This window comes from Mesorhizobium sp. B2-8-5, from assembly GCF_006440675.2.
GTDB lineage: Bacteria > Pseudomonadota > Alphaproteobacteria > Rhizobiales > Rhizobiaceae > Mesorhizobium.
On the sequence record NZ_CP083951.1, the window covers coordinates 1,109,399 to 1,130,471 of the forward strand.

The following is a 21,073-nucleotide window of genomic DNA, read 5'->3' on the forward strand; positions in this document are numbered from 1 at the left end:
GGCGGATGACCGGATGACGCGCCTGACGCAAGCCCGCATCGAGACGCTCGCCCGCACCGCGCTGCTGCGCCATGGCGCCAGCGAGGCGCAGGCCCGTGCGCTCGCCGCAGCCATCGCGGCAGCCGAACGCGACGGCCTGAAGTCGCATGGCCTGATGTACCTGCCGACCTATTGCGAGCATTTGATCTGCGGCAAGGTCCTGGGGCAGGCCGAGCCGCGCCTGACGCGTCCGGCTCCGTCGGTCGTCGCCGTCGATGCCGGCAACGGCTTTGCGCACGCGGCCATCGCCATCGGCCTGCCGCCGCTGATCGAGGCGGCGCGCTCGCAAGGCGTGGCGGCTTTGGCTATCCGCAATTCCTACAATTGCGGCGCGCTCGGCTATCACACCGAAAACATCGCCCGGGACGGCATGGTCGGTCTGGGCTTCACCAACGCGCCGGCCTCGATCGCGCCCTGGGGCGGCCGCAAGGCGGCGCTGGGCACCAACCCCTGGTCGCTGGCGGTCCCCGACGGGCACGGCGGCGCGCGCTTCGTCATCGACCAGAGCGCCAGCGTCGTCGCCAAGAGCGAGGTCATCAAGCGCGCCCGCGCCGGCGAGCCGATCCCGCCCGGCTGGGCTTTCGACGCAAGCGGCGAGACGACCACCGACGCCGGCGAAGCGTTGAAGGGTACGATGGCGCCGGCGGGCGCCTACAAGGGCGTCGGCTCCGCCTTGCTGGTGGAGATATTTGCCGCGTGCCTGACGGGAGCCAATCCCGGGCTTGTCGCCAGCCCCTTCTCCGGCACGGCCGGAGGTCCGCCGGGAACCGGCCAGTTCTTCCTGGCGGTCTCGCCCGGAGCGACATCGGCCGGGGCATTCGCGGGGAATCTGGAAACCGTCGCCGGCGCCTTCACCGGCGATACCAGGCTTCCGGGCACAAGGCGCTTCGGCGCGCGCGAACAGAACACCAAAGAGAGCATCGAGGTAGCGGCGGAAACGCTTGCCACCTTGGAAAAGCTCGCAGGGACCGCCGCATGACGGCGATCGCGCTGCGCCCGCCGGAGGTCGTCATGCGCTTGCATCGGCTGGGCGCCGCGCATCCGACGCGGCTCAGTTTCCTGCGCCAGCTGATCCGCCGCGCCAGCAGGGAGAAATGGCGAGTGCGCAAACACCTGTTCGATCTCGACGACCAGGGATTCGGGCGCGCGGTCTATGCGGTCGAGACACCGGCAAGGACCTACAGCCTGGTCGCGTTCTCGACCCCGCTCGACGACGAGAAGCGGTCCGACCGGGTGATCGCGCAGGCCTGGGACACGAGCTACGTGCTTTACGACGGATTGCCGGACGCCGCCGAAATCGCGCGGCTGGAGGCAAATGCGCCGCTGCAGGAGGCAGGCCGCTACACCAGAAGCGAACTGGTGCTGGCGCGCGCCAACAAAAGCGTGCGGCTGTTCGATGAAGTCGCCGTGGCACTGGCACAGGGACGACAGCCGGACGAGGAGCAGTTGCTCGGCGTCGGCTATTTGCTGCGCACCACGGCGGTTTACGGCAATGGCAAGTTCGGCATCGCCGATCGCGACGAGATCGCAACACCGCCGGAGCTTGCGGGATCCTTCCAGGCGGAAATGCTCACGGTCTGGCTGATCCGATCCTTCACGCTCGATCTTGTCGACCACATCGCCTATCTCCGCAATCCGGCCGGCGCGGCAAGGCTGGCGCCGGATTTGCGCCGAGCGCTCGGCGTGGGCAATGCAACGGGGCTCGGCATGGCGCCGTTTCTCGTGCGCCATCCGTTGTTGACGCATAGCTGGTTCCTGGCCCGCGAAACCGCGCTGGCGAGGGTGCGCGCCGAACCGCAAGCCGGCGCGCCGGAACGAGACGTTTTCTTGAAAGCGCTCGCCGACCTGCGGCAGCGCGTGGCTCGCTGGCATAGCAACGATGACCGCCAGGCCGCCGCGACCTTGTCGCTGGCCGCCGATCTCGACGCGCTGGCCGAAAACCTCGACCGGCTTCTGGCGCAGCCCTGCCCCTGGGATGCGATCTATCGCTTCGCGGAAGAAAAATTCTCGCTCGAGGGACAGGAGGCCTGCTTATCGCTGATCCTCGAGCCGCACGGTGCCCTGATTGACGATCTCGGCGACACGATGAAGGCCGACGAGACGCTCGGCCATGCCATTGACGGCACCATGAGCTGCGCCTCGCTTCGTCAGGCACTTCTCGCCTCCTATTCCTGGGCGGCCAAGGTCGACTTCGCTGAGCCGTCCGCCAACGCGCGTTTCTGGTATGTCTCGGCGGAGAAGCTCGAGCCCCGGCTCGGCGAACGCTTCGAGGAGGACGGCGCCGAGCTCGAACAGCCTTTGGCCACCGCGCGCGACGCGCTCAGCCTGGCGGCCGCGCTGGCGCAGGAGCCACCCACGGCCAGTGTCGCGGACTTCCTGCTGCGCCTGCCCGAATGGCGCCACGCGGTGCGGCGCGCCCAGATCGTCGCCAGGTTTCCCTATGCCGAGATCCACGACAATCTGATCGGCGCCGACTTGCGGCCCGTCGACATCTTGCGCGCGAAGCTCGCTTTCTTCGGCGCGCGCAGCTTCGATCCGCGCTCCGACCGCTGGCTGCGGATCGCGCTGTTCAGCGGCGAGCCCCTGATCGAGGATGTCGCCGCCATGGCTCCGGCAGGAGAGGCGGCGTGATCGACCTGTCGCTCAACGAGGTGGAAACGCTGAGCACCAAGGCGGCGCGGGGCGCCGGATTTTCATGGGGACTGGCCGAGGATATCGGCCGCGCGGCACGCCGGATCGCGGTCGAGGACGACAACTGGGGCTTGGCCATGCTGAGCCTTGCCAAAAACGCGCAGTCCTTCGCGGCGCCCGACCCTGCCCGCGCGGCGCGCTGGCGAAAAGGCGAGACGGACAAGCCGGCCGAAACGCCACTTTGCCCGATCCGAACCGCGGCTTTGCTGCTCGACGATCCGCTTCCAGCGAGCGCGCTGCCGCTGGCGATCATCGATGTCGGCCTGCCTGTCTGGCTCGACGCCATGCTGCGCCGCTCGGCCATGCGCATGGCGCGGCCCGTGGGGCCGGTGACACGCGCCGATGTCGTCATCGAACGCCGCCCCGAAATCGAGCAGCCGGCCTCGGGCCGGCGCGGCGCGATCGACGAGCGGACGCTTGCGGCGCTCAATTCCTTCGCCGCGAGAACCTATGTGCCGGAAAGCGAAGGGTCGCGTGTGCGTGGTGCCGGCGGCGGCCGGGTGGACGACGAATAAGGGGAGAAAAAAATGAGCGCAGCCGACGGCCAGAAGATCGCCATGCGCGGAGCGGGTTATTACTCGGCCAACACCGTGGGCGCCAAATACGTCATCGACAAGGTCGGCGATCTCGTCGTCGAGGCCGTCGCCGGCATGCCCCGGCTGGCCGACGGCCAGCCATTCGCCATCGCCGATTTCGGCGCGGCCGATGGCGGCACATCGATGGACATGATGCGGCGGCTGGTCGGCGCCGTTCGGGAGAGGGAACCGGACCGGGCGATATCGATCACCTACACCGACCTGCCCCACAATGATTTCTCGACGCTGTTCCGGCTCAGCCAGGGACTGCTTGGCACCTCGACGGAGGTTCCGCTGGCCGAGACGCCCGGGCTCTACATCTTCGGCAGCGGCACCAGCTTCTATCGGCAGATCGTGCCGGACAATTCGCTCTCGTTCGGCTTTTCCGCCACGGCGATGCACTGGATCAGCAAGCGGCCCTGCATGATCGCCGACCATGTCCAGGCTGTCGGCGCGACCGATGCCGAGCGCGCGCAGTTTCGCGCCCAGGGACTGCGCGACTGGGAGACGATCCTGCTGGCCAGGGCGCGCGAGCTCAGGTCGGGCGGCAGGCTGGCGCTGGCCAATTTCTGCGTCGACGAGGAAGGGCGCTATCTCGGACACACGACCAGGGTCGATATGTTCGACGGCTTCGCGCGCCATTGGCGCGACCTGGCTCAGGCGGGGCGGATCAGCGAGACGGAATATGTCAACGCGACGTTCCAGCAATTCTACAAGACGCCGGGCGAGTTCGCGGCACCCTTCCGCGATCCCGCTTCGCCGGTGTCGCAGGCCGGACTGAGGCTGGAAAACATCTTCACCATGGTGACGCCGTGCCCCTATGCCGAAGCCTTCCGGGTCCATGGCAATGCGCAGACCTTCGCCAGGGCCTATGTGCCGACGCTCCGCTCCTGGTCGGAAACCGTCTTTGCCAACGCGCTCGACCCGTCGCGTCCCGCGGCCGATCGTTCCGCAATCGTCGACGCTCTTTACGGCGCGTACGAAGCCGATGTCGCGCGCGCCCCCGAAGGCCATCGGATGGACTACGTCCACTGCGTGACGGAGATCGTCAAAGGATAAGTGTGCGCCCCGGCCTTGCGCCTGGTCTCGATCGTGGGACGTCAAGGAGGCCACGCCGAACTTCGCGCCGCTCGGTATCAGGTGCTTGTGCGAAATCCCCGGGGTTAAAGAATTTCAAGGCACTGGTTCAGCGGTAAGTTCCTGTATTTTCCCGAGGAGATTTTTGACGAGCAGCTGGTAGACGCGCGTGAGTTCGTCCGGTGATAATTCAACTGTGATGTCGTACTTGCCGGAATAGTTCACCTGCAGATCGACGGTTCCGAACAGCGTCGTTGCACCATCGCGAATGTCGGTCGCCACGGCCATGTTCGCCAATGGCTGATCCAGCAGAATGACGCCTGGTTCTCCGGGATGATTGTGCGTCGTCGTGCGTATTTTCACAACGTAACCCTCCTGTTAGGCCCTGCCCAAAATAGAAGCCATCCCCTCAAAACGCGAGGAACAAAAATGGATGGTATCGGCGCGGCCACGAATCTGTGTTATGCGCCGCCCGATCAATCAAAGGACGACACCCTGTGAACGAACTGACCGTGGCCGAGGCGACCGAAAGCATCTACGCCTCACTCCGAGCGGACAATGCCGACATCGACGCCCATATCGCGGCACTCAAGGCAGCGCTGACGCGAGAGGGGAAAAAACAGGCGGTGTTCGATCCAACCAGGCTGGTGCAGAACAACCGCGCCGGCCGCAAGTTGATGCAGGCCTATTTTCGGCAGCGCGGCGTTAGCGTCAGCTTTTCGGAGTAGAAGCTGCTCCTATCTCATTGAGCGACGGCGGCGCCTGATTGGCCCGAGCCCGGGCCAGCAGCCCAGATCAGAACTTTATCAGTTGCGGCTGTTGAGGTGCTGTACCTGGCGCAGCGCCGGGAACAGATAGGCCCACAGCCCGGCGACGGCGATGGCGCCGATGCCGCCGATCACCACCGCGGGAACCGTGCCGATCAGCGCCGCCATCGTGCCGGCGCGGAATTCGCCGACCTCGTTGGAGGCGCCGACAAAGACCTGGTTGACGGCGTTGACGCGGCCGCGCACCTCGTCCGGTGTCCAGAGCTGGATCAGCGTCTCGCGGATATAGACGCTGAACATGTCGGTGGCGCCGAGCAGGGCGAGCGCCACGATCGACAGCCAGGTGATGGTCGAGACGCCGAACAGCACGGTGAAGGCGCCGAACAGAGCGACGAAGCCCAGCATGATCTTGCCGGCATGGTCGCGGATCGGATGGCCGGCAAGCCAGACGGCGACGCAGATGGCGCCGATGCCCGGCGCCGAGCGCAGCAGGCCGAGCCCCCAGGGGCCGAGCTCCAATATGTCGCGCGCATAGACCGGCAGCAGCGCCGAGGCGCCCGACAGAAGCACGGCGAAAAGGTCGAGCGAGATCGCGCCGAGCACGATCTTCTCGCCCCAGATATAGCCGAAGCCGGCAAACAGCGTCTGCATCGTCGGCTTGTCGGTGGCCGTCTGCTGGGCGGGCTTGGGGATGGTGAAGATGAGCGCGGCCGCGGCGAGCATCAGCACCGCGGCTGTAGCGTAGGCGACTTCCGCCGAAACGCCGTAGAGCAGGCCGCCGGCGACCGGGCCGACGATGGTTGCTGTCTGCCAGGCCGACGAGTTCCAGGCGATCGCGTTGGCGAAATCCTCCTGCGGCACGAGATTGGCGAACAGCGAGGAGGAGGCCGGGCCGTAGAAGGCGCGGGCGATGCCGAACATCACCAGCACGATGAAGATCGGCAGCGGGCTGGTCAGGCCGCGCAATGTCAGAAGCAGCAAGGCCAAGGCGCAGCCGGCCTCGACCAGAGTCGCCAGGGTCATGATGAGGCGGCGGCCGAAGCGGTCGGCGACCACGCCGGTGACCAGAACCAGAAGCAGCGAAGGCAGGAACTGGACGATGCCGACAATGCCGAGGTCGAACGGGTCGCGGGTCAGGTCATAGACCTGCCAGCCGACGGCGACCGACACGATCATGGTGGCGAAGGTGGTGAGGAAGCGCGCCGTCCAATAGCTGAGGAACGGGCGGTGGCGGAAAGCAGCGTAGCGCTGCTCCGGCGATATTTGTTCTGCGGTCATGAAGGTAGGCCCCGTTTCGAAAACACTGGCCAGCGGGGCACTTCCCGAATGGGCGCTGTTCCGGCCAATGAAACTTAATAAAGTTCGCGGCGCATATGCTTCAAAATCGAGTTTGGATCAAGGGCTTTTGGACTTTTCAGCCGATTGCACGAGGAAGTTACCGCCTTAAAGCAGCCGAGATGGCCGCCAACCCGCCGCGCAACTCCGCTTCCTTCGGCCAGCCGAAGCCGAGGCGGAAGAAGCGTTTCGGCATCTCGAACCAGTGGCCGGGACCGACATAGGTGCCATGCTCCTCCAGCAGCCTTGTGTAGAACTTGTCGAGGTCGAAGCCGGCATCGACGTTGAGCCGCGGGAAGCCGACGACACCACCTTGCGGCCGCACCCAGTCGACGAGAGGTTCGCCTTCGATCCAGGCCTGGACGATGTCGCGGCGCCTGGTCATTTCGGGGAGAAGCGAGGCGAGAAAGGCGTCACGGCGTTCGAGCGTGATGCGGGCGATCGCCTCGTCGATGACGCTGCCGCAGATGCCGATCTGCTCCTTGGCGGCGAGGAAGGTTTCCTGCAGCTCCGGATCGCGGGTGACCAGCCAGCCGATGCGGATGCCCGGAATGCCGAACGCCTTGGACAGCGAGCAGACGCTGATCGCGCTTGGGCTGAGCGAGGCCGCCGCCGGCAGGCGTTCGCCGTAGGAGAGGTCGCGATAGGTCTCGTCGACCAGCAGCCGGCACTTGTGATGTTCGGCGAGCGTAATCAACGCGTCGAGATCGGCGCGTGTCATCATCGTGCCGGTCGGGTTGTGCGGGCAGGTGACGCTGATCAGTTTCGTGTTCGGCCGCAGCTCTGCCTTCACAAGGTCGATGTCGACGGCAAAGCCCTGGTCGAAATCGAGATCGACATAGGAGATGGCGCAGCCGATCGCCTTCGGCGTCTCGATGTTGGTGGCGTAGTTCGGCCGCACGACCACGAGATGGTCGCTGGCCGAAAGCAGCGCGGTGGCGATGATGAACAGCGCGCCGGCCGCGCCCGCGGTCACAAGCACATCGTCGGGAGAAACGCCGTTGTCCTGCCCGGCGATCAGCGCGCGCAAGTCCTTGTCGCCGCGATGCTCGCCATAGAACAAGGTGAGGTCGGGCAGCGCGAGGCCGATGTCGGACAGTTTCTGGTCGGCGATCGAGCTTTCGGAAAGGTTGTAACGGATGCGGCCGTAGCCGTATTCCTCCGGCGCTTCCTTCTCGATCACCATCCTGGCGTAGTTCATGGCTATGTTCCCCAGCGGTTGATCGTTCATGGAAACGACAAACCGATCGTCCTGTTTGCAATTCCGGACGCTTCACGCTTTTCCTGGAATTGCTCTGGTCTCCGGCCGTATCCAAGCCATAAAAGCAGGAAGCCTGCCAAGGCGGATTCCTCGGCAGGCTTGCTTAAACCATTGGTGCAGGCGCGTTATTTCAGGCCGTCGCCTTGGCCTTCCTGCCCTTTGCGGGCTTCGCCGGCACCGGTTCCGCCTTGCGGCCGAGGCCGATCGACTTGGCGAGCTGCGAGCGCGACGCCGCATAGTTGGGCGCGACCATCGGGTAATCCACGGGGAGGCCCCATTTGGTGCGGTAGGCTTCGGGCGTCAGGCCGAAATGCACGCCGATATGGCGCTTCAGCGATTTGAACTTCTTCCCGTCCTCGAGGCAGATGATGTAATCCGGCGTCACCGAGCGCCTGGGATTGACGGCGGGAACCGGCGGGGGCGCCGCGGGCTCCGCCGGCCGGCTTATCCCGCCGATCGAGGAGGCGACGCTGGCGATCAGTTCGCCCAGGCCCGAAGCAGGCAGGCGGTTTTTCGCGACATAAGCCGATACGATGTGAGCGGTGAGCTCGAGCAGGTCGACTTCCCTGGCTGTGCTGGTGTCCTCGTCCACGTAGTCCCTCCATATTGCCGCAAGGCCGCGAAAACGCTGCGGTCTTCGCGGTGTGTAATGTCAAAGCGCCGCGAGCGTTGTTTTGCGAATCCGGAAAGGTGCTTGGCGCCGCAGGCCCGCGAATTCCTAGTCGGCAAATCTGCGCGACGCAATGATCTGTCGTGTCATTACACGCTGTTTTGAACAATTATACTGAAATGTAACAATATCAGACGATCAGCGCCTTGTCGCGCCATAGTCGAAATCCACCCGCGAAAGCGCGAGTGTTGTCGCCGCGCCGGGATTTTTCAGGCAATTCATCTAGCTTGTCGACATTGCCGCCGCCGATCACGACATAGTCCGGCTGCAAGGCGGCGCGAAGCCTGTCGACCACGTCGAATACGTATTTGCGCCATCTCTTCTTCCCGCGCTTTACCAAGCCGCGCTCGCCGACATAATCCTCGAAACTGGCGCCTTTTTTGTAGGGCAGGTGGGCAAGTTCCATGGGCTGCCCGACATTCTTGATGATCATGGCGGCGCCCAGGCCCGTGCCAAGGCCGAGGAAGAGCATGCGGCCGCCGTCATAGCTGCCGATCGCCTGCATCAGCGCGTCGTTGACGAGCTTCACCGGCTTGCCGAAGGCGGCGGTGAAATCATAGCCGTTCCAGCCCTTGCCGAGATTGAAGGGGTCGAGCGAGGGCTTGTTGTCGCGCACGGGACCGGGATAGCCCATCGAGATGACGTCGTAGTCCAGGTCCTCCGCCAGTTTCTTCACCGAAGCGACGACCTGGTCAGGGGTCAGGTTCGGCCCGGACGCGACGCGGCGCATCTCGCCGCCGGCGCTGGTGAGGATTTTTACATGCGATCCACCGACATCGATGGCGAGCACGATCGGATCGCTGCTCGCCGCGGCGGTTTTTGCTGTCTTCGCCATCCCGTCCTCCCCGAAGTTACTTGCTCGGATTGATCCAGCCATCGGGCGGGCCGAAGCCGTTCATGGCATCGGCCGGCCCCCAGGTCTTGGGCGCATAGATTGCCGGCGCCGTGGTGTCGCCAAGCACCGGGCCGACGATGCGCCAGGCAAGCTCGGCCGCGTCCTGGCGCGTGAAGAGCTGGCCGTTGCCGTTCATGGCGTCGCCGATCAGCCGCTCATAGGGCGGCATGTCGCCCTTGGTGTCGTCGAGCGCGGTCAGCTCAACCTGCTCGCCGATCATGTCGTCGCCGGCGACCTTGCGCTGGGCGCCGATCGAGATCGCCACCTGCGGGTCGATGCGGAAGCGCACATAATTGGCGTCGCCCGGCTTGATCGGGTCGAAGACGTCGAGCGGCGGCCGCTTCATACGCACGATCACCTCGGTGGCGTGCACCGGCATGTTCTTGCCGGCGCGGATGAAGAAAGGCACGTCCTGCCAGCGCCATGTGTCGACGAAGAAGCGCACCGCCGCGAAGGTCTCGACCGGCGAGTTGGGCCTGACGCCCGGTTCGGCCAGATAGCCGTCGAACTGGCCACGCACGACATCGCCCTTGGTCAGCGTGCGAATGGCGCGCAGCACCTGCACCTTCTCGTCGATCAAGTCGTCGGCCGAGCGGCCGACCGGCGGTTCCATGGCCAAAAGCAGCAGGATGTTGAGCAGGTGGTTCTCGATCACGTCGCGGATGCAGCCGACATCGTCATAGAATTTGCCTCGGCCCTCGATGCCAAAATCCTCAGCCATGGTGATCTGCACGCTTTCGACGAAGTTGCGGTTCCAGATCGGCTCGAGGAAGGCGTTGGCGAAGCGGAAATAGAGCAGGTTCTGGATCGCTTCCTTGCCGAGATAGTGGTCGATGCGGAAGATCGACTGTTCGTCGAACACCAGATGCAGCACCCGGTTCAGCCAGCGCGCCGACTGCAGATCGTGGCCGAACGGCTTTTCCACCATCAGCCGCGCGCCGCGCGCGGTGCCGGACTGCTCCAGTCCTTGGACGACGGTTTCGAACATGGTCGGGGGGACGGCCATGTAGTGCAGCGGCCGCTGCGCGGAACCCAGCGCCGTCTTCAGCTTCTCGAAGGTCGCGCCGTCGCGGTAGTCGCCGCTGACATAGCGCAGCAGCGAGGCGAGCTTGGCAAAGACCCTGTCGTCGATCGAACCCAGCGCCGTGACGATGCCGTCGCGGGCGCGGTCCACCAGTTTGGGGAGTTCCCAGGGGTCGAAGGCGACGCCGATCACCGGCTCGGTCAGCGTCCCCTTGGCGACCATCTGGTAGAGCGCCGGGAAAATCTTCTTGTGCGCAAGGTCGCCGGTCGCTCCGAAAAGCACCAGCGTGTCGGACCTCTCCTGGCTCATGCCGTTTCTCCCCTCACGCCTTCGGCTTTTCGATATGGCCGCCGAAGGCGTAGCGCATGGCGGACAAAAGCTTGTCGGCGAATTGCGATTCGCCCTGCGAGGAGAAGCGGTCGAACAGCGCCGAGGACAGCACCGGCGCCGGGACGCCGGTGTCGATCGCCGCCTTCAGCGTCCAGCGGCCTTCGCCGGAATCGGAGACGCGGCCGCCGAACTGGGCGAGCGCCGGATCGCTCTTCAACGCGCCGGCGGTGAGATCGAGCAGCCAGGAGCCGATGACGCTGCCGTGCCGCCAGACCTCGGCGACGGCGGGCAAGTCGACGTCGAACTGGTAGTATTGCGGGTTTTCCAGCGGGCTGGTCTCGGCGTCCGCGGTGCGCTGCCTTTTGCCGGCATTGGCCGACTTCAGGATGTTCATGCCCTCGGCATAGGCGGCCATGACGCCGTATTCGATGCCGTTATGCACCATCTTGACGAAGTGGCCGGCGCCGCTCGGCCCGCAATGGAGATAGCCGAAGGGCGCCGTGCCGGCATCCTTGGGAGGGTTGGCGCCCGCATCGGCGCCTGGCGCCAGCGTGGCGAAGACCGAATCGAGATGCTTAACCGCATCGTCGGGGCCGCCGATCATCAGGCAGTAACCCCGCTCCAGGCCCCAGACGCCGCCGCTGGTGCCGACATCGACGAAGTTGATGCCTTTCACCGCCAGCTTCGCCGCCTGGTCGACGGCATCGTGGTAGTAGGAATTGCCGCCGTCGATGATGATGTCGCCCGGCTCCATCAGTGCTGCGACCTGGTCGACGATCTTGCCGGTGATCGCGGCCGGCAGCATCAGCCAGGCGCAGCGCGGCTTGGCGAGCTTGCCGACGAATTCCTCCAGCGAGGCCGCGCCAATGGCGCCGTCCTTGACCATGCCGGCGACGCTTGCCGAATTGATGTCGTAGACGACGCATTCATGGCCGTCGCGCATCAGGCGCCGCACCATGTTGGCGCCCATCCTGCCCAGTCCCATCATTCCGATCTGCATGGTTTCATCCCGATTGCTTGAGGAAAGAAGAAATCTACTGGCCCTGTTGCGTCGATTTATGACGCGTCGATGCCGACGCTGAAGTCGACATTCTCCCAACGCATCGCCCCGGGCCAGAAAAAAGTGAAGACGATGGTGGTTCCCGGCCGCAGGCGGCTAACGGGCAAATCCACCAGATGAATGCCGAACGCATTTTCGGCCGTCCTGCTGTCCTGCACGGTCAGCCATTTGTCGCTGCTCCAATGGACGACGCCGGGCGCCGACAATTCGACGCGAAGGGCCTTGCCGGCGGGAATGGAGCGGATCTTGTTGTTGAAGCGCCAGATCCGTCGCGGCGAGACCGTCTTGCCCTTGATGTAGCGCTCGACGCCCTGCGGCGGCAGGTCGAAGACGGCGCCGTCGCGCAGCGAGCGCAACAGCTTGATGTGCTCGGCATGCGCCCAGACCAGCGGCATGGCGCTGCCAGAAGGGGCGCCCAGCCGCAATTCACGGTCCGGCATGTCCGGGCGATCCCAGACCTGTTCCGGCAGAAGGCCGCCGACGCCCGCCGAGCGTTCGAAAGTCTCAAGCAGTTGCGCCGCTTTGTCCTTGCGGCCGGCGGCCAACTCGTAATGGGCGCGCTCGCCGGCAAGCAACGGCCACGGCCGCCCCCGGCCGGTGCCGTCGAAGGGTGCCCCGTCCTCATGCTCTCCATAGCCGTCGCCGGTATAGCGGTACCAGAGCGGCCCTTGCGGCAGGTCGCGGCGCAGCTCGGCGTCGATCGCCTTGACGGTGTTGAGGATGCGCGGATCGTCAGCGGCTCTGAGCCCGAAACGCACCAGCGCCAGGGCATCCGGGCTGATGATGGCCTCGGCCGGTCTGTCGGTATCGGCCGGCGGCCGGTTCTTGATCGGCACGAAGCCGTTCTTCGGCGACGCGGCGCCGCCATCGTCGGGCGGGGCGATACGGACATAATAGCCTTCGATGCCCGCCCTGGCGCTTGCCGGGGTGCCGGTGACATAGGTCCAGCGCTCGATCTGGTCGTTCCAGCAATCGGCGATCTCGCGCAGGTAGTTTGCCGGCTCATTTTTACCGGAGGCGTCCAGCATGTCGGCAGCTGCGAGCAATGCGGCTATTTCCACGGCCAGCGTGAACGGGCTGTAGCCGGCGTCCTCTTCCCAGCGATCCTCGCCGGTGACCGGGCCGTTGCGCACGACATAGGCGGCCGCGTTCTCGATCATCGCCAGGAAGTCGGCGAGCTTCGACTTCGGCAGGTGACCGGCGCGGCGCAACGCATCGGCAAGCAGCAGCGGAAAGGCGCATTCGTCCATCTGGATGCCGGGCCAATAGGCGGTCCCGTCGGACCAGCAATTCTGCGGCCAATGGCCGTCCGGCTGCTGGATCGAACGCAGATAGGTGAGGATCTGCAGCGCCTGCCTGCCGTCGCCGGCGGCGAGGAAGCCGCCCGCCGTCTCGACCAGGTCGCGCGGCCAGACGAGGTGATAGCCGCCGAGATCGTCGTCGCCCTTGTTGAAACCCCAGGGGATCGACAGGCTGGCGACCGCGGCGCCGGGCCTTGCGAGGGAGAGATGCGTCGCCAGCACCGCGCTGCTGACGCGGTAGGCGTTCAGACCGGAGGCGGCGTGACGGTCGAGTCTTTCCAGCCCTGCCTGGAATGTCCGCCAGGTCTCGACATAGGTTTTCGCCGCCGGCTCGAAACCCTGTTGCAGGCTTGCAAGCGCAAGGTCGGCGGCTTCCTCCGGCGAAGCGCCGAAGCCCAGCGCCAGCAAGGCAACCGTCTTGCCGGCCGAAAAGCCGATCTCGCCGGTCAGCGCGACATTGCCGTTTTCGGCCGCCCGGCTGGAGGGATCGAGCCCGCCATTGTCGTGCAACTGCTGCCAGCCGTCGGAGAAGCCGACATAGCCGGCCGAGCAGGCGCCCCAGGGCAGGGAAGAGGCGAGCGCGAGCGAGACGCCGCGTCCGGTGGCGAAAAGAATGCGCTGTCCCTTGTGCTCGCCGATCCAGGCGGTGTTGCCCATGCCGGCATTGACGAGATGCGGCGCCAGCAGCGCGTAGACGCGGTAATCGGCAGCCTGGCCCTTGAGGACGGTGAAACTGGTTTCCTGCAGCAGGACTGCTCGTTTCGGATCCGTAACAATGCGCTTTTCAATCCTGTAGGCACCGTCGGAAGCAATGTTGGTCAGCCGGTAGCCAGGGACACCGTCCTCGAAAGGTTCGACGGTGTGGGCCGCATCGCGCTTCTCTTCGGAAAAATAGCCGCCGGGACCGGTCACGACCAGCCCCAGGTCACGCGTGCAGGCGCTGTCGAGGCGCGGATAATAGATCTCGTTCAGAATGCCGTGACTGATGGTGAACCAGAGCGGGCTTTTTGCCGAAAGCGCGGTGCCGACACCGCTTTTGGCGCTTGATGTCCAGCGTGCCGGTATTCCGGGCGCGCCTCGAGCAACGGTCGGCGTCACTGCCATGCAATCTGTCTCCTGCCCGTGTTCCTAGACCATGACGCGGCGGCTTATCAATCGTCGCACCGCAAGTTGATCGACGGCGCCAAGGCTTTGCAGTTGACAGCTTGCGGTTCGTCTGAATTTGTCTGACAATAGATAAAAAACAGGGACTGCACGTAACGATCATCAGGCAATATCAGCAACCTCGGGAGGAACCGACATGAAAAAACTGCTCGCATTGAGTGCACTTGCGGCGATGCTCGCCTCGGGCACCGCGCTTGCCGACACCAGCGGCAAGAAGATCGCCTTCTCCAACAATTATGCCGGCAATTCGTGGCGCCAGGCGATGCTCGACAGCTACGGCATCGTCACCAAGAAGGCGGTCGACGACAAGATCGTCGCCGCAGCGGACGTCTTCACCACCGCCGACAAGGAAGTGCCGACCCAAGCCGCGCAGGTGCAGAACCTGATCCTGCAGGGCTATGACGCCATCGTCATCAACGCCGCCTCGCCGGATGCGCTCAACGGCGCCATCAAGCAGGCCTGCGATGCCGGCATCACCGTCGTCTCCTTCGACGGTACTGTCACCGAACCCTGCGCCTACCGCGTCGTCGTCGACTTCAAGGACATGGGCAAGCAGGAAGTCGAGCAGATGGCCAAGTTCCAGCCCAAGGGCGGCAATCTGCTGGAAATCCGCGGTCTCGCCGGCACCTCGATCGACGATGCCATCCATGCCGGCATCCTCGAGGGCGTCGCCGCCCATCCGGAGTTCAAGATCGTCGGTTCGGTGACCGGCGACTGGGACCAGACCACGGCGCAGAAGGCGGTGGCGACCATCCTGCCGTCGCTGCCCGATGTCGTCGGCATCGTCGACCAGGGCGGTGACGGCTATGGCGCCGCGCAGGCCTTCGCCGCAGCCGGCAAGCCGCGCCCGACCATCATCATGGGCAACCGCCAGGACGAGCTGAAGTGGTGGAAGGAGCAGAAGGAAAAGGACGGCTACCAGACCTGGTCGGCCTCGATCGCGCCCGGCGTGTCGACGCTGGCCTTCTGGGTGGCGCAGCAGGTGCTCGACGGCCGCAAGGACATCCCGCACGATCTTCTGGTGCCCTATCTGGCCTTCACCCAGGACGATTTCGAGGCCGCGCTGCCGAACATCAAGGAAGGCGGCGTCGCCACCCACGAATACACGCAGGAAGACGCCATCGCGGCGATCAAGGCCAACATCAAGCAATAGTGGTGGGCAGGTTGCCGCCCGCATCGCCAACCGGATAAAAGTTGAGGATGCTCCAGGCTATTGCAGATATCGTCAGACTGGACGGCGCCGAAAAGCATTTCGGCGCCGTCCGGGCGCTTAACGGTGTCGACTTCCATGTCGGCGCCGGCGAATGCGTCGGGTTGGTCGGGCATAACGGCGCCGGCAAGTCGACGCTCATGCATATGGTGGCCGGCACGCTGCGGCCGGATGGCGGGCAGATCGCCGTGCGCGGCAATCAGGAGGCAAGCTATTCGGTGGCGCGGGCGCTCGAGCTCGGCATACGCTGCGTGTTTCAGGAACTGTCGCTCTGCCCCAATCTCAGCATTGCCGAGAATACGCGCATCAACCATCCCTCGCTCGCCGGTTTCGGCTGGCGGCGCAAGGCCGCGGATCTCATCCGCGCCAAGCTCGACGAGATCTTTCCCGACCACGGCATTTCGGCCGACGACATTGCCGGCGACCTTTCGATCGGCAGGCGGCAGATGGTCGAGGTGGCGCGCGCCTTCACGCTGACCCGCGAGCCGCTGCACCTTGTCATCCTCGACGAGCCGACCTCCTCGCTCGATGCGCATACGGCGGGGCAATTGCTTTCATTCGTGCGCCGCTTCGTCGAAAAGGGCGGCAGCTGCATCCTGATCTCGCATGTGCTGGGCGAGGTGTTGCAGAACGCCGACCGCATCGTGGTGATGCGCGACGGCAAGGTGGTCGCGGCGGATGCCGCCAATGCCTTCGATCGCGATAAGCTGGTCGCCGCCATGGGTGGCGCCGAAGGGCATCACAAAGCCGCCGCCGAGGCCCGCAAGAGCGAGCCTGGCGCGCTCAGGGTTCGCGCGCGCCCGGCCAGGCAGCAGGACGGCAAGGAGCTTGTCGCCCGCGCCGGCGAGATCATCGGGCTTGCCGGCCTTGCCGGCCACGGCCAGACGGACCTGCTCCTGGCCATATTCTCAGCTGCCTCCCGCGCCAGGGCAGGCATCGAGGTCACCGCGCCGGTGGCGCTGGTCGCCGGCGACCGCCAGTCGGACGGCATCTTTTCGCAATGGTCGATCGCGCAGAATATCGGCATCCGCTCGCTGGCCCGGCTGCGCAACGGCCTGCTGATCTCGCCGCAGCGCGAGGCCGAGCTCGCCGAATTCTGGAAGAAGAAGATCGGCATCCGCACGCCGGACATGAACAACAACATCTTCTCGCTGTCGGGCGGCAATCAGCAGAAGGCGCTGTTTGCCCGTGCGCTCGGCTCCGACGCCGAGATCGTGCTGATGGACGACCCGATGCGCGGCGTCGATATCGGCACCAAGCTCGAAGTCTACGATCTCGTGCGCGAGGAGGCCGCCAAGGGCCGCACTTTCCTCTGGTACACCACCGAGACCGAGGAGCTCGACAATTGCGATCATGTCTATGTCTTCAAGAACGGCCGCATCGTCGCCAATCTTGGGCGCGACGAGCTGACGGAGGAAAAGATCATCCAGTCCTCGTTCGGCGATGCGGCCTGAGATGACCGCGATCGCTCCCGGCACGCTCCCGAAATCCTCGCCGCGCGGCAGCGCTGCCCGAGCGCGCCTGCTGCGCGGCCTCTTGCCGGCCTTGTCGCTGGCGCTGGTGCTGATCGCGATCGCCTGGCTCAATCCGCGCGCCATCAGCTATTTCGGCTTCAACCTGATGCTCAACCTGGCGATCCCGATCGCGCTGGCGACGATCGCGCAGATGTTCGTCATCGCCGGCAACGAGCTCGATCTGTCCATAGGGACATTCGTCGGCTTCGTCGGCTGTGTCACCGCGACCTGGCTGAGGGACGCGCCGCTCATCGGCATCGGGATTCTGCTGGGATCGATCGGCGTCTATGCCTTGCTCGGCGCGCTGATCCACCTGCGCAATTTGCCGTCGATCGTTGTCACGCTCGGCATGAGTTTCGTCTGGCAGGGGCTTGCCATCCTGGTCCTGCCCAAGCCGGGCGGCAAGGCGCCGGACTGGCTGCTTTCGATCATGTCCTTCAAGCCGCCCTACATCCCGTTTCCGATCCTTGCCGCGCTGCTGATCGCCGCGGTCGTGCATTTCGGCCTGATGCGCACGTCCTATGGCGTGATCCTGCGCGGTTCCGGCGGCAACGCCGCGGCGCTGAGGCGCGCCGGCTGGTCGCTGCTCAAGACCAAGGTCGTGCTCTTCGCTCTGACAGGCCTGTTCGGCGTGCTTTCCGGCATGGCGCTGATCGGCATCACCACCTCGGCCGACGCCAATATCGGCAACGGCTACACACTGCTGTCGATTGCCGGCGTCATCCTCGGCGGCGGCGAGTTCGTCGGCGGGCGCGTGTCGCCGATCGGCGCGGTGCTCGGGGCGCTGACGCTGGCGCTGGCCGCATCACCGCTCTTGACCTTCATGCACATCCCGCCCGACTGGCAGGTGGCCGCCAATGGCGCGATCCTGATCATCGTGCTTGCCGCGCGGGTGCTGATCAGCCGCAGGGAGCGGTAAGCGATGGCCTCGCTGCGTATGGTGCTCGAAAAGCCCTGGATCTGGTCCTTTGTCGGCGCGCTGGTCGTCTGGCTGGCAACGATCGTCTTCACCGGCGGCTATGGCGCCGGCGGCATGGTCACGGCGGCGCTCTCGCTTGCCGTCTTCACCGTCATCGTCGGCGTCGGCCAGATGTTCGTCATCACGCTGGGACCCGGCAATGTCGACCTGTCGCTGCCGGCCAATATCGGGCTGGCCAGCGCGGTCGCGATGAAGGTGATGGGCGGCAGCGATGCCATGATCGTCGTCGGGCTGCTCGCGGCACTTGCCTGCGGCGCCGCGATCGGCGCCATCAACTACCTGCTGATCTGGGCGCTGCGCATCCCGCCGATCATCGCCACGCTGTCGGCGAGCTTCATCATCCAGTCGGTCGACATCAGCTATGGCCGCGGGTTGCAGATCAAGCCGCCGCCGGGTTTCGCCGACTTCACCAACTGGCAGGTGCTGGGCATTCCGGTGCTGGCGATGCTGACGGTGGTCTTCACCATCGGCGCCGCGCTTGCGCTGCAGCGCATGATCTACGGCCGATCGGTGCTGGCAATCGGCCAGAACATCCGCGCCGCCTGGCTCGCCGGCGTCCATGTCGGCCGCATCCGCTTCCTCACCTACACGCTGTGCGGCGCGCTGGGCGGCATCGACGGGGCGCTGCTCGCCGGTTACTTCCGCGGCGCCAATGTCGACATCGGCAACGAATACCTGCTGGCCTCGATCGCGGTCGTGGTCATCGGCGGCACCTCGGTCGCCGGCGGCAAGGCCAACGTGCCGGGCGTCTGGGGCGCCGGCCTGTTCCTGGTGCTCTTGCTCACCATGCTCAATACCTTCGGCGTTAGCGCCGGCGTGCGGCTGGTGCTGACCGGACTGATCATCGTCGGCGTAATCACGGCGGCCGGCGGCGAGAAGGCGGTGCGCTAAAGCGTTTCACCGTTTCACGGAAACGGCGAACCGCTCTATCTCTTTGTTTTGACGCAATTCCGGACGGAAGGCTACGGCGAAACCGCCGAACCTAACCGCTCACTTTTCCTGGGATCGCCTTAATTCCCCGACACAGGGATTTTGAAAGGTTGCCGTTTGTCTTGGCGCAAGATTTTCCGTTCATGTCCGTGAAATCAGCGCAAACGCCGGGGATTGGTTGAAGCCGCCGCAACCTCGTCATTCTATGGCGGAGCAAGGAGCGAAGCGACGCGCGCAGACCCTGGAATCCTGTGTGTTGGTTCTGGTGTATGGTTTGAAGTGGGAAGGAGACCGAATGAATCCTGGTCGTCCTTTCGGACAGGCCGTGGCATGGCCCGGTCCCTTCCCACCGGTGAACCATCAACCTGAACAGTTGCACGGGGCTGTTCTAAGCAGACCCCGCACCACAGGAAGAGGCGTGGACATGATAGCCCAGAACTATGTCGGCTGCGACATCTCAAAGCAGTGGCTCGATTTTTTTGATGAGACAAGTGGCCGTCTTCGGCGCATCGACAACCAGGCCGACGCGATCGCGGCGTATGTGGCGGGCCTTGATCCCAGTCGGGACTTCGTCGTCATGGAGGCGACAGGCGTCCATGACCGGCTTCTGCGCCATGCGCTGGCCAAGGCCGGCGTGCCGTTCTCGCGGCACAACCCAGCGCATACCCACCACTATGCGAAGTCGACGAGACGGCGGGCCAAGACCGATCCTCTCGACGCCAGGATGCTGAGCGACTACGGCCGTCGCTATAATCCTGAGGCCGAGCCGGCGCCGCGCGAAGAAGTCGAGCGGCTTCAATCGCTTGCCCGCTACCGCGATCAACTGGTCGAGATGCGGGCAACGGCGAAGAAGCACCTCGCCAAGGCCTTCAATGAGATCGTCATTGCCGATCTGGAAGAAACGATCGCCTACCTCGACACGCGCATCAAGGCGATCGAGAGCCAGATTGCCGACGTCATTCGTCAAGCCGAGGACACCGCCCGCGATTACACGCTCATGGTCTCCGTGCCCGGTGTCTCCAAGGTCGGCGCATTCTCGCTGCTGGCGCTTCTGCCCGAGCTCGGCCAGCGCTCACCCAAGGCGATCGCGGCACTGGTCGGCCTGGCCCCGTTCGACAACAAAAGCGGCAAGCTCAACCGCAGGAGCCAGATCCAGGGCGGGCGATCACGCGTGCGCCGCGCTCTCTACATGGCAGCCCTCACCGCCATCAGAACCTGTGAGCGCTTCAAGACCTTCTACAGCGCACTTGCTGCCCGCTCCGGCTCCAAGAAGCTCGCCATCATCGCCGTCGCAAGGAAGCTCCTGGTCGTCCTCAACGCCATCATGCGCGATAAAACCGCATTCGCATGAACACAGTTGCCATTCCGTGACGTCAAGGCGTCGCCACGGTGCAGAATTTTGCTCCGCTGTACTCCCTGGTGAAGGTAATGGCATGGATTCTAGGGTCTTCGCGACGGAGCTTCGCTCCTGCTCCGCCCTAGAATGACGATCGCGATGGGCGTTTCAGCTAATCTCGAACGCATGCACTTGCCAACACAAACAAAGCCGACCGGTCAAAATCCCCGTGCAGTGCCATTGAGCAAACGGTCTTCCGTCCGGGATTGCGTTGAAGCCCTACTTTGCCGCCTTGGCCCGCTTGATCGCGTCGACGATCATCTTCTTGGCATATTTGGAGTCGTGCCAGCCCTCGATCTTGACCCACTTGCCAGGCTCGAGATCCTTGTAATGCTCGAAGAAGTGCTGCACCTGCTGGCGCGTGATTTCCGGCAGGTGCGTGTATTCGGTTACGTTCTCGTAGCGCAGCGTCAGCTTCGGCGAGGGAACGGCGATCACCTTCTCGTCCTGGCCGGCATTGTCTTCCATGATCAAGACGCCGATCGGCCGAACATTGATGACGCAGCCCGGCACCAGCGCGCGCGTGTTGCAGACCAGAACGTCGATCGGGTCGCCGTCGCCCGACAGCGTGTGCGGCACGAAGCCGTAATTACCGGGATAGCGCATCGAGGTGTGCAGGAAGCGGTCGACGAACAGCGTGCCGGCCTCCTTGTCCATCTCGTATTTGATCGGCTCGCCGCCGATCGGCACCTCGATGATGACGTTGACGTCGTCAGGTGGGTTCTTTCCGGTCGCAATCGCTTCGATACGCATGATCTATCCCTCTCTCGATTCCAAGACCGATAGCGGGCGAAACGTCATGGTGCAATGCGGTGAATAGCACTGAACGCTAATGAAAGCGCACAGTTTGTGATG

19 protein-coding genes are annotated in these 21,073 nt (G+C 64.7%); 10 read left to right on the top strand and 9 right to left on the bottom strand.

Annotated features, from left to right (window positions below):
- The first annotated feature begins 13 nt into the window (after positions 1-13).
- From FJ430_RS05360 to FJ430_RS05375, 4 genes are read left to right on the top strand one after another with little or no spacing between them, the layout of a single operon-like run.
- Positions 14-1,018, top strand: coding sequence for an Ldh family oxidoreductase (locus tag FJ430_RS05360; RefSeq protein WP_140707087.1), 1,005 nt, complete (start codon positions 14-16; stop codon positions 1,016-1,018).
- Positions 1,015-2,670, top strand: a complete 1,656-nt coding sequence (locus FJ430_RS05365) for a hypothetical protein (protein ID WP_140707085.1) — start codon at positions 1,015-1,017, stop codon at positions 2,668-2,670. The genes FJ430_RS05360 and FJ430_RS05365 overlap by 4 nt, the downstream gene beginning before the upstream one ends.
- The gene (locus FJ430_RS05370; protein WP_181175473.1) at positions 2,667-3,245 is read left to right on the top strand and encodes a DUF3726 domain-containing protein; all 579 of its coding nucleotides are present in this window, start codon (positions 2,667-2,669) and stop codon (positions 3,243-3,245) included. Before FJ430_RS05365 ends, FJ430_RS05370 begins: the two co-directional genes overlap by 4 nt.
- Positions 3,246-3,257: 12 nt before the next feature.
- Entirely contained in the window at positions 3,258-4,364 is a 1,107-nt protein-coding gene (locus FJ430_RS05375) for an SAM-dependent methyltransferase (protein ID WP_140707081.1), read from the top strand.
- Positions 4,365-4,478: 114 nt separating this feature from the next.
- Here the strand turns inward: FJ430_RS05375 and FJ430_RS05380 are convergent, their stop codons facing one another.
- Complete coding sequence (locus FJ430_RS05380) at positions 4,479-4,745, bottom strand: hypothetical protein (RefSeq protein WP_140707079.1); 267 nt, start codon at positions 4,743-4,745, stop codon at positions 4,479-4,481.
- A 134-nt stretch (positions 4,746-4,879) separates the two neighbouring features.
- Between FJ430_RS05380 and FJ430_RS05385 the strand changes: the two genes are divergently transcribed.
- On the top strand, positions 4,880-5,110 hold the full coding sequence (locus tag FJ430_RS05385) for a hypothetical protein (RefSeq protein WP_140707077.1): 231 nt from the start codon (positions 4,880-4,882) through the stop codon (positions 5,108-5,110).
- A 78-nt stretch (positions 5,111-5,188) separates the two neighbouring features.
- Here the strand turns inward: FJ430_RS05385 and FJ430_RS05390 are convergent, their stop codons facing one another.
- From FJ430_RS05390 to FJ430_RS05420, 7 genes are all read right to left on the bottom strand, one after another.
- Complete coding sequence (locus tag FJ430_RS05390) at positions 5,189-6,427, bottom strand: MFS transporter (RefSeq protein WP_140707075.1); 1,239 nt, start codon at positions 6,425-6,427, stop codon at positions 5,189-5,191.
- 157 nt (positions 6,428-6,584) lie between these two features.
- Positions 6,585-7,685 (bottom strand): aminotransferase class I/II-fold pyridoxal phosphate-dependent enzyme, encoded by a 1,101-nt coding sequence (locus FJ430_RS05395; RefSeq protein WP_140707073.1) that lies wholly within the window; start codon positions 7,683-7,685, stop codon positions 6,585-6,587.
- A 190-nt stretch (positions 7,686-7,875) separates the two neighbouring features.
- Positions 7,876-8,337, bottom strand: coding sequence for a MucR family transcriptional regulator (locus tag FJ430_RS05400; protein WP_140646091.1), 462 nt, complete (start codon positions 8,335-8,337; stop codon positions 7,876-7,878).
- 208 nt (positions 8,338-8,545) lie between these two features.
- Positions 8,546-9,250, bottom strand: coding sequence for an ROK family protein (locus FJ430_RS05405; RefSeq protein ID WP_140707071.1), 705 nt, complete (start codon positions 9,248-9,250; stop codon positions 8,546-8,548).
- 16 nt (positions 9,251-9,266) lie between these two features.
- Positions 9,267-10,643: a glucose-6-phosphate dehydrogenase gene (gene zwf / locus FJ430_RS05410; RefSeq protein ID WP_140707069.1), complete on the bottom strand. Its 1,377-nt coding sequence runs from the start codon at positions 10,641-10,643 to the stop codon at positions 9,267-9,269.
- A gap of 13 nt (positions 10,644-10,656) precedes the next feature.
- Positions 10,657-11,664 (bottom strand): phosphogluconate dehydrogenase (NAD(+)-dependent, decarboxylating), encoded by a 1,008-nt coding sequence (gene gnd / locus FJ430_RS05415; protein WP_140707067.1) that lies wholly within the window; start codon positions 11,662-11,664, stop codon positions 10,657-10,659.
- A 56-nt stretch (positions 11,665-11,720) separates the two neighbouring features.
- Complete coding sequence (locus FJ430_RS05420; RefSeq protein WP_140707065.1) at positions 11,721-14,129, bottom strand: glucan 1,4-alpha-glucosidase; 2,409 nt, start codon at positions 14,127-14,129, stop codon at positions 11,721-11,723.
- 196 nt (positions 14,130-14,325) lie between these two features.
- Between FJ430_RS05420 and FJ430_RS05425 the strand changes: the two genes are divergently transcribed.
- From FJ430_RS05425 to FJ430_RS05445, 5 genes are all read left to right on the top strand, one after another.
- Positions 14,326-15,342 (top strand): ABC transporter substrate-binding protein, encoded by a 1,017-nt coding sequence (locus FJ430_RS05425; protein ID WP_140707063.1) that lies wholly within the window; start codon positions 14,326-14,328, stop codon positions 15,340-15,342.
- Between the two features lie 47 nt (positions 15,343-15,389).
- The gene (locus FJ430_RS05430; RefSeq protein WP_140707061.1) at positions 15,390-16,853 is read left to right on the top strand and encodes a sugar ABC transporter ATP-binding protein; all 1,464 of its coding nucleotides are present in this window, start codon (positions 15,390-15,392) and stop codon (positions 16,851-16,853) included.
- Between the two features lies 1 nt (position 16,854).
- Entirely contained in the window at positions 16,855-17,832 is a 978-nt protein-coding gene (locus FJ430_RS05435) for an ABC transporter permease (RefSeq protein WP_181175472.1), read from the top strand.
- A gap of 3 nt (positions 17,833-17,835) precedes the next feature.
- Positions 17,836-18,783, top strand: coding sequence for an ABC transporter permease (locus FJ430_RS05440; protein WP_140646099.1), 948 nt, complete (start codon positions 17,836-17,838; stop codon positions 18,781-18,783).
- 463 nt (positions 18,784-19,246) lie between these two features.
- Complete coding sequence (locus tag FJ430_RS05445; protein WP_226892217.1) at positions 19,247-20,173, top strand: IS110 family transposase; 927 nt, start codon at positions 19,247-19,249, stop codon at positions 20,171-20,173.
- Positions 20,174-20,437: 264 nt separating this feature from the next.
- On the opposite strand, the gene ppa is transcribed toward FJ430_RS05445, so the two are convergent.
- A complete protein-coding gene (ppa, locus tag FJ430_RS05450) occupies positions 20,438-20,971 on the bottom strand; it encodes an inorganic diphosphatase (protein WP_140710894.1) in 534 nt (177 codons plus the stop codon).
- Between the last annotated feature and the right edge of the window lie 102 nt (positions 20,972-21,073).